Raw genomic sequence first — 16,432 nt, 5'->3', positions numbered from 1 at the left:
TGCTTTTCGGCAGCACTTTCTTTATTTTTAAAGCGTATAAATAGTCATTATGAAGAAAATTACGATGGGGGCAGTCTTGTTCTCAATGATGTTTGCAGGAGTACAGGCACAGACCTTACAGTCGCCGGACGGGAAATTCCGGATGGACTTCCAGCTGAAGCAGGGCGTACCGTATTACAACTTAAAATACAATGGTGCGGTTGTAGTAGAAGATTCAAAGCTGGGGCTGAGGTTATTCAAGGATACGGCCATTAAGTTTGCCTCCGAAATCGCCAAGCCGGAAGATGCCAAATTCGATCTCAACAACGGGTTTTCCAAAAAAGCGGAAACCAGGGATTCCAAAAACGAAACCTGGCAGCCGGTATTGGGGGAAAAGAAAAACTATATCAACCACTATAACGAACTGGCGGTAACGCTGCACCAGGATGCAACCGACCGTGATATTGTCGTTAAATTCAGATTGTTCAACGACGGGCTTGGATTCCGTTATGAATTCCCGCAGCAGAAAAACCTGAACTATTTCGTGATCCGGGAAGAAGATTCCGAAATCGATTTTCCGACCGATATGAAAGCCTGGTGGATTGCTGCCGACTACGATTCCCAGGAATACCAGCCGCAGACCACGAAGATTTCCGAAATTCCGGCAAGATGGCCGAGCTCTTTCGACAGCAACGCTTCCCAGCAGATGGTGCCGAATGCGGTACAGTCGCCGCTGATGCTGAAAAAGGAAGGCAAGGAGCCGTTATATGTAAATTTGGGAGAGGCCGCAGTGCTCGACTATCCGGCTTCCAACCTCGAAGTGGATGCCGTGAATTTCAAATTTAAAACACATCTTACCCCGGACCGGCAGGGTGCCAAAGGCTATATCCAGACGTCCTCGGTTTCCCCGTGGAGAACCATCATCGTTTCCCCGAAAGCAGAAGAAGTGCTGGGTTCCAAAATGATGTTCAACCTGAACGAACCGACAAAATATACCGACACTTCCTATATTCACCCGACCAAGTACATGGGCGTATGGTGGGAAATGATCATCGGGAAATCCCAGTGGGCCTATTCAACCGCAGAAAACGTTCACATCGGCGTAACGGACTTCTCCAAGCTGACCCCGAACGGAAAACATGCAGCCAATACAACGAAAGTAAAAGAGTACATCGATTTCGCTGCTGAAAATGGATTCAAAGGATTATTGATCGAAGGCTGGAACGTAGGCTGGGAAGACTGGTTCGGGCATTCAAAAGAATTTGTATTCGACTTTATTACACCATACCCGGATTTCGATATCAAAGCGCTGAACGATTATGCGCATTCCAAAGGCATGAAACTTATCATGCACCATGAAACATCCGGTTCCGCAACCAATTACGAAAGATGGGCAGACAAGGCCTTCAAACTGATGAATGAATACGGTTACGATGCGGTAAAAACCGGCTACGTAGGCGATATCATTCCAAGAGGCGAGCACCACTATTCGCAATGGACCATCAACCACTATTACAGGATTGCACAGAAAGCAAACGAGTATAAGATCATGGTGAATTCCCACGAATCCGTACGGCCTACCGGGGAAAGCCGCACCTACCCGAATTATATTTCTGCCGAAGCAGCAAGAGGTACCGAATTCGAGGCCTTTGCCGGAAACAATCCCGATCACCAAACCATTCTTCCGTTTACCCGTTGGATGGGCGGACCGATGGATTATACGCCGGGAATCTTCCAGACCAAACTGGATTATTATTTCCCGGGCGATAAGCGTTTCGTGAAAACTACCCTTGCCAAACAGCTGGCCCTGTATGTCGTAATGTACATGCCGCTGCAGATGGCTGCCGATTTACCGGAAAACTACAAAAGGCATATGGATGCTTTCCAGTTCATCAAAGACGTTGCTGCCGACTGGGACGATACCAGAATCTTATCTGCCGAGCCGGGAGACTACATCATCACGGCAAGAAAAGCCAAAGGTACCGAAGACTGGTTCGTAGGAGGGATTACCGATGAAAACAAGCGCGAATACACCGTAGATTTCTCATTCCTCGACAAAGGCAGAAAATATGAGGTAACGGTATACGAAGACGGAAAAGATGCGGATTATGTCAACAATCCTCAGAGCTACAACATCTATAAAAAGACGGTTACCAGCAAGTCTAAGATCAAGATCAGCATGGCGAGAAGCGGTGGGTTTGCCATCTCTGCGAAGCCTGTACAATAAAACGGAAGCCTCCTGAAGACCCTTGTTTTCAGGAGCTTTTTCCCGCTCTCTGCTCATACTCCTCGCGCCGCCGCTTTGCCATCCCACTGTGGGGTAACCGCTGCGATCGGGGCTATGGGCGGAGGGCTTTTTAATAAAACCTCATGAAAATACATCCGGAGTCCTGAAAACAAAACAGCATTTCGGTGGATATTTTCAAAGCGACACTGATTCAAGAATAGTAAAATATGAAAAAAATATACATCACCTTTGCCCTTTCGGCGGCTTCCCTGGCATTTTCCCAGAAAGCACTGGACCGCGTAGAACCGGCATTTTGGTGGAAAGGAATGAAAAACCCGGAACTTCAGATCCTGGTTTACGGAAAAGATATTGCCAATAATCAACTCGAACTTTCGGATGGCGTTCAGGTAAAAGACATAAAAAAAGTGGAAAACCCGAACTACGTTTTCGTAACGGTAAACACCAATGAAATCAATGTACCAAAATTTAATATTACCGTTAAAAACGGCAGGAAAAAAATAGGTTCTTACACGTACGAAATCAAACAGAGAAATCCAAACTCTGCCGACCGGGAATCGTTCACCTCAAAAGATGTCATGTACCTCATCATGCCCGACCGTTTTGCCAACGGCGACGAAAAAAACGATTCCAGACCTGACCTTACCGAAAAAGTCAACCGCAGCCTTCCCAACGGACGCCACGGCGGAGACCTCAGGGGAATCATCAACAATCTCGATTATATTCAGAACTTAGGTGCCACCTCAGTCTGGCTTACCCCGGTGAATGAAGACAACGAGAAAGTCTATTCCTACCACGGCTATGCACAGACCGACCTCTACAAAATCGACGGCCGGTACGGTACCAATGAAGAGTACCGGGAACTGTCCCGCAAGCTCAACCAGCGGAACATGAAGCTCGTAATGGATTATGTAACCAACCATTGGGGAATCTCCCACTGGATGATCAAAGACCTGCCGACCAAAGACTGGATCCATTGGTTCGAGGATGGAAAAGACGGATTTCAGCGCTCCAATTATAAAACGACAACACAGTTCGATACCAATGCTTCCGATATCGATAAAAAAATAGCCCTGGACGGATGGTTTGATACCAGCATGCCCGACATCAACCAAAGCAATCCATTAGTACTGAAATACCTTACCCAAAACGCCATCTGGTGGATCGAATATGCCGAGCTTGGCGGATTCCGGGTAGATACCTATCCTTACAACGACAAGGAAGCCATGGCCCAATGGGCCAAAGCCATCACCGATGAATACCCGAAGTTCAACATTGTAGGGGAGACCTGGCTCAGCAGCCCGGCCTACATCTCCGCCTGGCAGAAGGATTCCAAAACCGGCGAAGCTGCCCATTACAATTCCCATCTTCCGTCCGTAATGGATTTTATGCTGTACGGCGATCTGCCCAAAGCTCTCAGGGAAAATGACGGCTGGGACAGCGGGATGAGTAGGATTTACAGCAGTCTGGCCAGCGATTTTCTATATCCGGACATCAACAACGTGATGGTCTTCTTCGAAAACCACGATACCGAAAGGTGGAATGAGATCTTCAACGCCGATCCGAAAGCCTATAAAATGGCACTTACCGTGATTTCTACAGTGCGCGGTATTCCCCAGATCTATTACGGAACCGAGACCGGTATGCGGGGCGATAAAAACAAAGGCGGAGATGCCGATATCCGCAGGGATTTCCCCGGAGGCTGGAAAACCGATCCGCAGAATGCTTTTGATCCTTCATCCCAAACCGCTGAGCAGAAGGAGTTTTACCAGTTTACCCGGAAACTGCTGAACTGGCGAAAAGGGAAGGACGTCATCCATACCGGGAAAACCAAAAATTTCGTTCCCCGGGATAATGTTTTTGTCTACTTCAGGTACAACGACAAAGAAAGCGTCATGGTGGTTCTGAATAACAGTGATAAGGATCAGTCGGTCGACGTAAAACATTTTGCAGAATCCCTGAATCCATTCACCGCAGGAAAAGATATCATCTCGGGAAAAGAATTTTCCATTAGAAACAATTTCGTCATTCCGGGAAAAACCTCAATGGTCATTGAACTTAAATAACAGACAAACCTCATAGGTTTTCAAAACCTATGAGGTGTAAACAACAACTACAATCCAACATGAAAAAAACAACCTTATTATTTACCTTTCTGCTGCTGATGCTGGGCTTTTCAGCTGTTTCAGCGCAGGCAAAATACGCCGGTGAAAAAACGGCCATAGGTACCATGCTTGACGGTTTCAATGCCGCCGCAGCAAAAGCCGATTTCAAGACCTACTTCAATTATTTCGCCGACGAATCCACCTTCATCGGGACCGATGCTACGGAAGTCTGGGACAAAAAAGCCTTTATGGTTTGGGCAAAGCCGTATTTCGATAAAAAATCCACCTGGAACTTCACTGCATTAAAAAGGAATATCTATTTCAGTAAAGACGGAAAACTCGCCTGGTTCGATGAGCTGCTCGATACCCAGATGAAGATCTGCCGCGGCTCTGGAGTGGTGGAAAAAATCAACGGGCAGTGGAAGATCAGGCAATACGTCCTTTCCATGACCGTTCCGAATGAAGTGGTGGATAAAGTGGTTGCCGAAAAAGCGCCGATTGAAGAGGTATTAATTCAAAAACTGAAAAAATAATGGCGGAAATAACAGGAAAACACGATTCCGGAAAATTCGGAAGAGTGAAAAAACCAAATTTATCCATGCTTCAGATCATTAATATGAGCATGGGCTTTTTGGGAATCCAGATGGCTTTCGGGCTGCAGAATGGGAATGCCAGCCGGATCCTGGCCAACTTCGGAGCCGATGTCCACGAGCTGTCATGGTTCTGGCTGGTAGCTCCGGTTACGGGACTGATCGTCCAGCCGATCATCGGGCATATGGGCGACAACACCTGGAGTCCGCTCGGAAGAAGAAAGCCGTATTTCCTCATCGGTGCCGTTCTTTGTGCCATCGGACTGGTCATGCTCCCGAACGCGGCGTCGGCAACCCAGATGATGGCGGCGAATGTATTGCTTTTGGCAGTCATTTTCCTGGCGATGATGGATGCCTCCATCAATGTGGCGATGGAACCGTTCCGCGCTTTGGTGGGCGATATGCTGCCGAAACATCAGGGAACCATCGGCTTTTCGGTACAGACCATCTTGATCGGGATTGGTGCCGTTATCGGTTCTTATCTGCCGGATTGGCTTACGCAGCTGGGAGTTTCAAATGTGGCGGCGGAAGGTTTTGTAGCAGATAATGTGATCTATTCATTTTATGTAGGAGCCGGATTTCTACTCCTGACCATTATCTATACTATCATAACGACAAAAGAATATTCACCGGAAGAATTTGCCGCTTTTGAAGGAGGAAAAGAAATTGCACCCCCATCAAAGTTTATGGACATTTTCAAGGACTTTTCCAATATTCCGCCCCAGATGAAAAGGCTCGGCATCGTACAGTTTTTCTCCTGGTTTGCTCTTTTTACCATGTGGGTATTCACCACTAGCGCGCTGGCAACCCATCATTTCGGATTGTCTCCGGACGATACCCATTCCAAGGCATTCAACGATGCGGGTGACCTCACGGGCAAGCTGTTCGGAATGTACAATCTGTGGGCAATTCCGTTCGCCTTTATCCTGACGCCATTGGCGAAATGGATCGGGAAGAAGCAGACCCACGCCCTGGCCCTGGCTTTCGGGGGAACCGGGCTGATCCTGATGTATTTCATTAAAAATACGGATCTCCTCTGGATTTCCATGATCGGATTAGGCTTTGCCTGGGCAAGTATCCTGGCTATGCCTTACGCCATGCTGATCGAAATGATCCCGCAGAAGAAAATGGGGGTGTACATGGGAATCTTCAACTTCTTTATTGTGATCCCGCAGATCATCAACGGGCTTTTCGGCGGCCCTATCGTAAGCAGTGTTTTCGGTAAAATGGCCATCGATTATGTAGTCGTCGGCGGAATCTGCATGTTGTTAGGAGCCATCCTGACCCTGATTTTCATCAGATCCGAAGATGAAACCCCAAAAGAAATCGAAGAGGAAATCCAGCAGGTGCATTTTTAATTCAACAGTTATTCCTAATGATTAACCTTAAAAAATCTAGAAGGCCGTCTCAAAACTGAGATGGCTTTTTTTAAAATTTTTATGTAGATAATAAAAATGCAAAAAGAATAGAACCAAAGATTTAAAAATTGCTGCGCACCTTTTAATCTGAATTCAACGAAACTTTATTCTGTATTATCCCAGGAATCGAAGATGGCAGCTGATGAACGGTCACACCGGTGGTAAGAAGCGTTTTTATCCTATATTTGCAGAATAATACAATCACGGTTATTTATCTATAATGAAATTTTGCTACTGCATTCTTTTGCTCTTTTCCCTGTTTTCTCCAGCTCAAAATTTCACCTCCGACTTTTACAGCATGGATAATGGCCTTCCGCAAAATGGAATCAAAGATATTATAAAGGACCGATACGGTTTTTTATGGCTGTCAACTGATGGTGGTATAGTAAGATACGACGGAAAGAATTTTATCGCTTTTAATCATATCAATACAAAGAATTTAGTTTTCGAAAACTTTTTAAAATCTCCAAAAAACGATATTATCTGCTTTAATAATAATGCTGAAAATTGTATCCTGATTGCGGAGAGAACCGTTAAAGTGCTGCCGGAAGGAAAAGTGGAAAAGACTTACTACATGCACGGTGGAAAGCAATACAAAAGATACTACAAGAACCGGCCTACCGGTGAATTTTTTCCTGAAACCAACTCTTATTACGTAAAAACAGATTCTGCAACTTATATTTTTAATAATCAAAACATCATCTGTAGGAGAACTGGTAAACCTGATAAAAATATCTTTTCGGATTTTCGCTTCAACAGATTGAAAAATGCCTTTGCTTTCGGCAATACGCTTTATTTTCCGGACATAAAGAACCGCAGAACACTTATTCTGAAAGATGGCAGCATATCTTATGATAGCAAGCCTTCCCTCTTTAATCATCCCCAATCTAAAATCTACTGGCATCAGGGAACAGGGCAGGTTTTGGTTATTAACAGCGGAAATATTTATTATGGTAAGAGGCTTCGTGACCAGCCGGTTCTTCAGTTTCTTCTGAAATATGATGATATAGATAAGCAGTTTTTATCTTCTCTGTTTTTTGATGAAGAATCCCGACAGCTTTATCTCGGAAGCCTTATAAAAGGACTCCAGGTGATCCGGCTGTCTGCATTTTATATTCCCCAGAAAAACATTCCTTTTACCAATGAAGCAGTTTATGAAGCTTTACCCTTCGGTAAACGTTCAGTAATAACCAAAAGCGGTTTTGAGTACCGTCAGAGTACAGTCAAAAGAATTTTTACTTCCAATCCGAATTATGACAGACGCTTCATGGCTTACGATCATTCCCGTAATATTTTATATGTTGATTTCAATAAAATACACCGAAGATATTCGGCTTCACAATATAAAAAACATGATTCGATAAGTTTTCCGGGCCGGAATGTTGATGCATTGTTTAAAATCAATCAAAGCTTTGCCGTCAGCATGGCAGATCTCAAATACCGTTATTATGATCTCTTTTTGTTTGATAATGATCGATTCAATCACTCCAAAAAAATATTCAGATCCAGTTTGCCGATTGTTTTCGTCAGAGAAAGGGATAAAAGCAGCATCTATGTAGGCACCGGAAACGGAATTTATCTTTTGTCGCTTTCGGATCATACTCTTATAAAACATTTTGGCAAAGGCATTCCGGTAAAGGAAATTCAGCAGACCGCGGATGGGAATTTTTGGCTGACAACCTACAACAGAGGTTTCTTCCTTATAAAAAACGATAGACTCTTTAGAATGCCCTATGATCGGAACGGCTATCTGGCGAGTGCCCATCATCTGTTGCAGGATCGTTTCGGTTTTTACTGGATTTCTTCCAATAATGGCCTCTTCAAAGTTTCACGGCAATCCCTGCTCAACTTTGCCGTCGATAAAAAGTCAAAAGTTACCTATTACCGCTTTACCAAAGATGAAGGGCTGCGTGGGAACGAATTTAACGGGAGTTCCAGCCCATCCGGAACCATTCTGCCAGATGGAAATTTCGTATTCCCGTCCATGGAAGGGTTTGTATTTTTTAAACCTGAGGAAGTAAAAACGCATTATCCTGAAAAAGGTCAGCTCTTTCTTGAAAGAGCTCAGGTGGATCAGAAAAAAATAACCTTTAAAGATACGCTGCGCATCAGAAGTGATTACCGTACGGCTGAAATTTATCTGGATTTTCCTTATTATTACAATACTGACAATATTTACCTGGAAGCCCGGCTTAGCAACAGCAAATCCGGAGTATGGGAAACGATAAGAAACGATCGCAGATTTTCTCTGAATGCACTGCCTCCCGGAAACTATACTTTGTCGATCCGGTTTTTGACTTCCGAACGAGGCGTCTTCGCTTATAAAAGCCTATTTATCGAAATACAGCCGCTATTCTACCAGACCTGGTTCTTTAAAGTCCTTATGATCCTTCTGGTGATAGCCTTCATTGCAGGAATAGTCTACGTCAACACGCACTACCTCATCAGTATCAACCGGAAGTTGAAAGAAAACCTTAACAGCGAAGAACACAAGCTTAAGATCACAGAGACAAAATTGCAGAAGGAGTACGAATACCAGCAGAAAATCATAGAAAGCATAAGCCATGACATTACGACCCCGATTAGGTTTATCGTTTCCATATCGCAGCAGCTCAATCATGAAAAGGACGCCGAATTACAGAAGCAATATTTCAACGAAATCTATAAAACTTCAGAACAGCTGTTTAAGTTCACCTCCGATTTAAAAGAGTATACAAAACTGTTTAAGGAAACTGATGTATGGGAAGACGAAGAATATCCGTTGAGTGAACTGCTGGATGACAAAAGATTACTTTTTGAGCAGATGGCTGCCAGTAAAAAGATTGACATCATCAAAATGTATGATGCATCTGTAAAAATAAAGACCAGCAGAAGAATATTGGCTCCCGTAATTCATAATATACTGGACAATGCGGTAAAAAATACAGAGCAGGGCCATATCACGATCCGTGCTGTGGTAGTAAAAAATGCAGTGGAAATTACTATATTCGATACCGGAAAAGGGATGTCCCGCGAACAGATAACCTATTATTCTGAAGTTTTCAAAAGTACCGATACCGAAAAATTTGTCTTTAAAGATTATGGTCTGGGATTGCATATGGTAATTCAGCTGATCAAGAAGATGCATGCGGAAATCAGCTTTACGGAAAATAAACCTGCGGGAACGGTAGTTAAAATAAGACTTTTTAATGAGGGCAGATGAAAAGAAAATTACTTATAGCAGATGATCATTCAGTCGTTAGAGTAGGCACACAAGCTATTTTAAAACGGCATATTCCTGAACTTTATATTGATTTTGCAGAGAATTATCATGAGCTGAAGGAAAAGCTTCACCAGGATACATTCGATCTGCTGATTCTCGATATTGAAATGGAGGGAAGTACATACAAAAATATGATCAAAGAAATAAAACAGATCCGGCATGATATTAAGATCATGGTTTTTACTTCTTATAATGAACATATAGGCCTGGAATATATTCAGGAGGGCGCAAACGGCTATCTCAATAAGCTCAGCAATGATGAAATGCTCATCAATGCGGTACAATCCATCTGTGAAAAAGGGCATTATTATCCGGATGCCTTGCTAAAAGCTTCTTTCGAACCCATTAAAAAAGATCCTGAAAAAATTCTGTCGGAGCGGGAACTTCAGGTTTTTAATATGCTTGTTGAAAGTACCGGAAATCTCGAAATTGCCAATGCTCTTGATGTAAAAGCCGGAACGGTAGCTACTTACAAAAAGAGAATCTATAACAAATTAGGCGTTAACAATCTTATTGATCTTTTTAAGGTCTACAAAAAAATCAATTAATAATTATTTAAGGCAATCATCTAACCCGAAAAATCAATTTTCGAGGTAAATTCTCGTACGAATATCTCAAATTATCTGTCTGTTTTTTGATACAAATGTTGTCTTTATTTTGATACACTACCGTCTGCATATTGATACAGGCGTTTTTTTATTAAAGATCGTCAAATCCATAATTTTGAAAGCGATATAATTACCAAACTCTTTATATATGAAAAGAAAAATTGTTTCAGGTATAGCTCTCGTATGGTTTACGGCGATCTACCCCCAAGTAGGAATCAACACTGCAAATCCTCAAGGCGTTTTTACCGTGGATGCCGCAAAGGATAATCCGGTCTCAGGGGTACCTGCTTCGGCACAACAGGCCAACGATCTGAACATTCTCTCCAACGGAAATACCGGTATCGGTACAGATGTACCCACGAACAAACTGCACATAAGCAGTACGGCAAGCGGAGCTTTCAGAATAGCAGACGGCACAGAAGGAAACGGGAAAATTTTCGTATCAGATGCCAATGGAGTGGGAACGTGGCAGAATTCTGCGCCACCGGTAATTTTAAATTCAACCACGGGAATTTCGACTCAGGTACAAAGTTCATTAACTTATCTCGGAGCATCAGCAACAGTAACAATTCCTGGATATTATCTGATCAGTCCAAGACTGATTACGGATCATACGCCCGCCAACTGTTCCAATTTTATTGCTTACAACCTGAGTAAAAGTACAACAACGCTGGTGAATCAAGCTTTCACAATACAGGATGCGCACTTTGCTCCCAGCAGTCTTTTTGATTTTATTTTCTCCACGAATGTAGCCTTCCTGAGTCCCGGAACATATTATATGCTGGTCCGGTCAGCCGGCAGCTGCACCTCAAACACAAGCCGCGCAACGTCAGGAGAAAATGCTTTTACCCTTACTTTATTGAGATAGTTAAACGATTAAGAAAAATGAAAAATTATTACGTTACTCTACTTTTATTCATGTCGGGATTTACATATTCTCAGGTGGGAATAAACACGGCAAATCCTCAGGGTATTTTTACCGTGGACGCATCAAAAGATAATTCTATTACAGGCATTCCCTCAGCAGCGCAGCAAGCTAATGATTTTACCATACTTGTTAACGGTAATGTAGGAATCGGAACATCAAATCCTACTAATAAACTTCACATCAGGAGTGAAACCACTGGCGCTGTAAGGATTGCTGACGGGACTGAAGGAAATGGCAAATTGCTTGTTTCTGATGCAAACGGTGTCGCGACATGGCAAAACTCCGCCCCTCCGGTAGTTATCAATTCCACGGCAGGAACTTCTGTAGCACTTTCAACCGCACATACTTGGACCGGTGCTTCCGCAACAGTTACAATTCCGGGATATTACCTCATCAGCCCACGTCTGATTACTGATAAATCCCCTTCAGGTTGCGGAAGTTTTATTGCTTATAACTTAAGTACCAGCAGCACCAGTTGGACGAACCCTGCATTTGCCATACAGGATGCGCATTTCGCAAGCGGAAACCTCTTCGATTTTATTTACTCTACCAATGTCGGATACCTGCAGGCCGGAACTTACTACATGCTTGCCCGGTATAGTGGAGGATGTACGGCAAATACCACCAGAGGTAATGCCGGAGAAAACGGTTTTACTTTAATTCTTTTAAGATAATTATTGATTCTTACGGTTCTGAAAACATAGGTTGCTAATGTCCCTCACATAAATGCACCATCCAAAAGTCTGTTTCATTTTGATACAGACTTTTTTACTAAAAATCTTTGATTTTCTCTCTTATGCGCTCTGAAAAATATTTTCAAAGCGTTCATCATTATCTCATGTAACTCATGTGTTACAATCGCAGTTAATGATTCGTATGATCTTTTGTCTCTTTTACGGTTAAAATAGAATTGCTGTTGATCGAAAATCATCCCTTCCTGTTTGGTTTCCGATTTGCATAATCTATCGAAATTTAATTTTTTCTTAAGCTGAACACAGCTTGTAATCATTAACTTTAAATAAAAACAAACTGAGATGTACGACATTATTATCATTGGAAGCGGAGCCGGTGGTGCCACCATGGCTTATCAGCTGGCAGACAGCGGAAAAAAAATACTGGTTCTGGAACGCGGGGATTACGTTCCGGTAGAAAAAGAAAACTGGGATTCGGTAGAAGTTTTCCAGAAGAACAGGTATACGACAACCGACCAATGGCTGGATAAAAACAACAAACCTTTCCGTCCCGGAATGCATTACAATGTAGGAGGAAATACTAAATTTTATGGTGCCGCATTGTTTAGATTGCGCGAAGAAGACTTTAAGGAAATAGAACATTATGGCGGAACTTCGCCGGCATGGCCCATCCAATACGAAGATATGAAAGAATATTATCTTCAGGCAGAAAAGCTGTTCTATGTTCACGGAAAAAGAGGGTCGGATCCTACCGAACCTTTTGATGAAGCCCCTTATCCGTATCCGGCACTGCCTCACGAACCCAGGATCCAGGAAGTGGTAGATCAATTATCAGACTACGGCTGGCATCCTTTTGAGCTTCCGGTGGGGGTTAATTTCGAACCTCATGCGTCAGCCAATGCACCTTATACGCTAGACCGTTTCGACGGTTTTCCTGATGCTGCGGAAAGAAAAGGCGATGCCCATCTGTGTTCACTTTCAAAAGCATTGGAACATCCGAATGTGGAACTGATGACCAATACTAAAGTCCTGAAGCTGAGCACGAATGACCAGGGCGATACGGTTACCGGAATCGTAGTGGAACAGAACGGCGAAACCAAAACGCTAACAGCGGAACTGGTGATTCTTTCAGCGGGAGCCATCAATTCGGCTGCCCTTCTTCTGGAAAGCAAAAGTGAAAAATTCCCCAACGGACTGGCGAACTCTTCGGATCAGGTTGGGCGAAATTATATGTTCCACCAAAATTCCGCATTAGTGGCGCTCTACACCGAGCCGAATCCGACCAAATTCGGGAAAACTTTCGGAGTTAATGATTTTTACCATGCCAACAAAGGCTATGAATATCCGCTCGGGCACATCCAGATGCTGGGGAAATCCGATGAACATCAAATTAAAGCAGACAGCCCCGTACCGGCTCCCGGATTTACTTTTGAGCTGATGGCGAAACACGCCGTTGATTTCTGGCTTACTTCCGAAGACCTTCCGGATCCCGAAAACAGGGTAACCGTAGAAAACGGGCAGATCAAGATCAGCTACACGCCGAACAACCAAAAGGGACACAGCTATTTAAAAGAAGAACTGATCAGAGCGCTAAAAGCTTCCGGAAAATTTGACTCATTCCTGTTCAAAGGAATCTATTTCAGTAAAGGAATGGACATTGCTTCGCCTGCACACCAAAACGGAACTACCCGCATGGGTACAGACCCGGCAACTTCAGTAGTTGATACCTATTGTAAGGCCCATGATCTTAATAATCTTTATATTGTCGACGGCGGCTTTTTCGTTTCCAGCGGGGCAGTAAATCCGGCACTAACCATTATTGCAATGGCTTTGAGAGTTGGAGAACATATCAAAAATAACGTGCTGAAATCATGAAGTCAAGCATAGCCAAAATTACCGTCGTTTATCTGCTGGCATTTTTCACGGGACTTAATTTCGTGATCTTTCCGGCGCTGAGCAGCGCTTTCACGGATGCTTCGCTTTTCGGTCTTTCGTCGGCACAATTTGGTAACCTGTTTATCCCGCAGGTCATCTGCATCATTGCTTCGTGTCTTGCAGCTCCTTTCCTGGTGAACAAAGCTGGACCCAAGCTCATTTTAGGGATAGGGTTGGTGCTGATGATGGCCGCGACGGTAGGTTTATGGGTATTACAGTTTTTTATGGAAGACCAATCGGTTTTGTTTCCGGCGTTGATGGTACTGGTAGCCTGTACCGGAACCGGCTTCGGGCTTTCCATCACCACCTTGAATCCTTTGGCAGCCAGTTTATTCGAGGGCAATCAATCTTCCGCGATCCTTATCCTGCAGTTCCTGGTAGGCCTCGGAACGTCTGCTTCTCCGTTAATGATGAATGCCGTCGGAAGCTTACAGCACTGGATGTATGTTCCGGGAACGGTATTTATACTGGTAGCAGTCCTGTTTATTTTTTTCCTTAGTCTCCGGCTTGAAAAAGGATCACTCTTCCAGCTTCCCGGACATTTTAAAATCCCTTCCCGGCTCTGGCTGTTTTTTACGGCAATTGTTTTTTACGGTTTTATTGAAGGGACCTTTGGGAGTTTCGGAGCCGTAATCCTTAAAAACCAAGGGCTCGGCAATCAGCAGGCAAGTCTCGGGCTGTCCCTTTTTTGGGGTGGGATTGCGGCTAACCGGCTGCTTTTTGGAATCTTTTCCAAAAAATTCAACCTGTCGTATGTATTTCTGGGTTCGCCTGTAGCGGTTGCTGTATTGCTGACGGTGCTTTGGGCCTATCCTGATGCCGGACTGCTGGTGCTTATGATGTTCCTTACCGGATTTTTCATGGGCAGTATATTCCCGGGCTCCATCGGCTGGGGAACGGTAGAATTTCCGTCCCTGTCGGTGCTGGTTTCCGGCTTTTTAATGGCGGCCAACCAAACCGGAACGGGCATTATCACCAATACACTGGGACACTTTTCAAATCAGACTGCTCTGATCCTTCAGTTTCTTACAGGCTGCATGATCCTTATCTTCATTCTTCTGATGATCCTCCGGAAAAACTCAAAGATCGAAGAAGCGTTTTAGCGGAAGATTGAGGGTGAATGGTGAATGGTGAATGGTCAATTTTGCTTCGCAAGTGAATTTTCTTACAAATCAACTATTAACCCGAAAGAATTTAATACTAACAAGAATTGAAGAGTGAATTTTATATTGCAGAAGTGTTGGCAAACGCAAAGGTCGCAACAGGATTTAATAATATCTTACGTGGAAAAGGCGCAAAGATTTTATCTCTGATAAAATTGAATACCGCTTATTAATTATTTGAAATATAAGCAATAATATGATCAGCAGCATGAAAATTTGACTTTGTCAAATTCCTTGCGCCTTTTATGTCTTGCCTTTACCCAAAGCTTTGCGTCCTTGCGCATTCCAACAACTGAAACCCTTAACCGCAATTCCCCTCCCGATCCGGAGAGGTGGAGAAAATTCAAAGAATTTTTGACGGGGTGGTTTTGCATGCATCAAAGGTGAACATCCAATCATGATTGATAGAAATTGACCATTGACCCGAAGGAATTGACCATTGACACCAGTTTACTGTCGCCGCCATAAACCACAGGAAAGTGCTGCAATTTAAACTTTAAACTTAGAACCTTGGAACCCTTTCTTTCTTACCTTACATCAACATTTTCCCGATCGAGACAGCGTACCTTTGTACTATAAATAATCACGATATGAAAACAGTATATCACAAAGCAGATACAAGAGGACATGCCAACCACGGATGGCTGAACAGTTACCATACTTTTAGCTTTGCGGGCTATCAGAATCAGGATAGGATGAACTTCGGCGTATTAAGGGTATTGAATGACGATACCGTAACTCAGGGAATGGGTTTTGGAACCCATCCGCACCGGGATATGGAGATCATTTCCATTCCATTGGAAGGCGATCTGGAACATAAAGATTCCATGGGAACCACCGCGGTAATTAAGAAAGGGGAAATCCAGGTGATGAGTGCCGGAACCGGGGTGATGCACAGCGAATACAATAAGAACAAAGACCAGGCGGTAAAATTTCTGCAGATCTGGGTATTTCCGAGAGAAGTAGGGGTTGAGCCGAGATATGATCAGAAGAGCATTAAAGAAGGCGAAAAGATCAACGGGTTCCAGCAGATCCTGTCTCCGGATAAAAACGATGACGGGGTGTGGATTCATCAGGATGCATGGTTCAACCTGGCGAATTTTACCAAAGGAAACGGCAAAAATTATATGCTGAACAAAAATGGAAATGGGGTGTATGCTTTTGTATTGAAAGGAAGCGCGAAAGTCGGTGACCGAATTCTGAACGAGAGAGATGGCCTGGGAATCTGGGATACCCAAAGCTTTAACATCGAAGCAGTGGAAGATACCGAGATCCTACTGATGGAAGTTCCGATGGAATTGCCGGCCTATTTAAAATAATGCATCATAAAGTAAATCCTTAACTGACATTCCCTCTCTGGAGGGGTGTCGGAAATTCATAGAATTTCTTTCAATGACAATATTATTTATTTTCAGAATATTGATTTAAAAACATTACGATCTTTTTTGAATATAAATTAATGCTGAAATCGTTAAGGTACCTAGCGGACTTAAAAATAATGAGTCAT

Annotated in this window: 11 protein-coding genes; all 11 read left to right on the top strand. The window is 43.6% G+C overall.

The window, feature by feature from the left end:
• Positions 1 to 49 precede the first annotated feature (49 nt).
• A complete protein-coding gene (locus QE422_RS14955; protein WP_307460034.1) occupies positions 50 to 2,206 on the top strand; it encodes a glycoside hydrolase family 97 protein in 2,157 nt (718 codons plus the stop codon).
• A gap of 227 nt (positions 2,207 to 2,433) precedes the next feature.
• A complete protein-coding gene (locus QE422_RS14950) occupies positions 2,434 to 4,290 on the top strand; it encodes a glycoside hydrolase family 13 protein (RefSeq protein WP_307460032.1) in 1,857 nt (618 codons plus the stop codon).
• 59 nt (positions 4,291 to 4,349) lie between these two features.
• Positions 4,350 to 4,862, top strand: a complete 513-nt coding sequence (locus tag QE422_RS14945) for a nuclear transport factor 2 family protein (RefSeq protein ID WP_307460030.1) — start codon at positions 4,350 to 4,352, stop codon at positions 4,860 to 4,862.
• Positions 4,862 to 6,277 carry an MFS transporter gene (locus tag QE422_RS14940; RefSeq protein ID WP_307460027.1) on the top strand — a complete coding sequence of 472 codons (1,416 nt, stop codon included), beginning with the start codon at positions 4,862 to 4,864 and terminating at the stop codon, positions 6,275 to 6,277. The genes QE422_RS14945 and QE422_RS14940 overlap by 1 nt, the downstream gene beginning before the upstream one ends.
• A 280-nt stretch (positions 6,278 to 6,557) precedes the next feature.
• Positions 6,558 to 9,539 (top strand): HAMP domain-containing sensor histidine kinase, encoded by a 2,982-nt coding sequence (locus tag QE422_RS14935; RefSeq protein ID WP_307460024.1) that lies wholly within the window; start codon positions 6,558 to 6,560, stop codon positions 9,537 to 9,539.
• Positions 9,536 to 10,147: a response regulator transcription factor gene (locus QE422_RS14930; RefSeq protein ID WP_307460022.1), complete on the top strand. Its 612-nt coding sequence runs from the start codon at positions 9,536 to 9,538 to the stop codon at positions 10,145 to 10,147. Before QE422_RS14935 ends, QE422_RS14930 begins: the two co-directional genes overlap by 4 nt.
• A gap of 208 nt (positions 10,148 to 10,355) precedes the next feature.
• A complete protein-coding gene (locus tag QE422_RS14925) occupies positions 10,356 to 11,075 on the top strand; it encodes a hypothetical protein (protein ID WP_307460019.1) in 720 nt (239 codons plus the stop codon).
• A gap of 17 nt (positions 11,076 to 11,092) precedes the next feature.
• Complete coding sequence (locus QE422_RS14920) at positions 11,093 to 11,809, top strand: hypothetical protein (RefSeq protein ID WP_307460015.1); 717 nt, start codon at positions 11,093 to 11,095, stop codon at positions 11,807 to 11,809.
• A 360-nt stretch (positions 11,810 to 12,169) separates the two neighbouring features.
• Positions 12,170 to 13,702, top strand: coding sequence for an FAD-dependent oxidoreductase (locus QE422_RS14915; protein ID WP_307460012.1), 1,533 nt, complete (start codon positions 12,170 to 12,172; stop codon positions 13,700 to 13,702).
• Entirely contained in the window at positions 13,699 to 14,865 is a 1,167-nt protein-coding gene (locus QE422_RS14910; protein WP_307460010.1) for a sugar MFS transporter, read from the top strand. Before QE422_RS14915 ends, QE422_RS14910 begins: the two co-directional genes overlap by 4 nt.
• 650 nt (positions 14,866 to 15,515) lie before the next feature.
• Positions 15,516 to 16,244 (top strand): pirin family protein, encoded by a 729-nt coding sequence (locus QE422_RS14905; protein ID WP_307460008.1) that lies wholly within the window; start codon positions 15,516 to 15,518, stop codon positions 16,242 to 16,244.
• The last annotated feature ends 188 nt before the right edge of the window (positions 16,245 to 16,432 follow it).

The sequence above is a fragment of the Chryseobacterium sp. SORGH_AS_0447 genome, from assembly GCF_030818695.1.
Classification (GTDB): Bacteria; Bacteroidota; Bacteroidia; order Flavobacteriales; family Weeksellaceae; genus Chryseobacterium.
The sequence above is the reverse complement of the archived record's forward strand: the minus strand, read 5'-3'. Positions and strand labels throughout refer to the sequence as shown.

Excerpts from the sequence above, each read along its gene's own strand:
- QE422_RS14955 (WP_307460034.1), top strand. The coding sequence starts at position 50 with ATGAAGAAAATTACGATGGGGGCAGTCTTGTTCTCAATGATGTTTGCA.
- QE422_RS14950 (WP_307460032.1), top strand. The coding sequence starts at position 2,434 with ATGAAAAAAATATACATCACCTTTGCCCTTTCGGCGGCTTCCCTGGCA.
- QE422_RS14945 (WP_307460030.1), top strand. The coding sequence starts at position 4,350 with ATGAAAAAAACAACCTTATTATTTACCTTTCTGCTGCTGATGCTGGGC.
- QE422_RS14940 (WP_307460027.1), top strand. The coding sequence starts at position 4,862 with ATGGCGGAAATAACAGGAAAACACGATTCCGGAAAATTCGGAAGAGTG.
- QE422_RS14935 (WP_307460024.1), top strand. The coding sequence starts at position 6,558 with ATGAAATTTTGCTACTGCATTCTTTTGCTCTTTTCCCTGTTTTCTCCA.
- QE422_RS14930 (WP_307460022.1), top strand. The coding sequence starts at position 9,536 with ATGAAAAGAAAATTACTTATAGCAGATGATCATTCAGTCGTTAGAGTA.
- QE422_RS14925 (WP_307460019.1), top strand. The coding sequence starts at position 10,356 with ATGAAAAGAAAAATTGTTTCAGGTATAGCTCTCGTATGGTTTACGGCG.
- QE422_RS14920 (WP_307460015.1), top strand. The coding sequence starts at position 11,093 with ATGAAAAATTATTACGTTACTCTACTTTTATTCATGTCGGGATTTACA.
- QE422_RS14915 (WP_307460012.1), top strand. The coding sequence starts at position 12,170 with ATGTACGACATTATTATCATTGGAAGCGGAGCCGGTGGTGCCACCATG.
- QE422_RS14910 (WP_307460010.1), top strand. The coding sequence starts at position 13,699 with ATGAAGTCAAGCATAGCCAAAATTACCGTCGTTTATCTGCTGGCATTT.
- QE422_RS14905 (WP_307460008.1), top strand. The coding sequence starts at position 15,516 with ATGAAAACAGTATATCACAAAGCAGATACAAGAGGACATGCCAACCAC.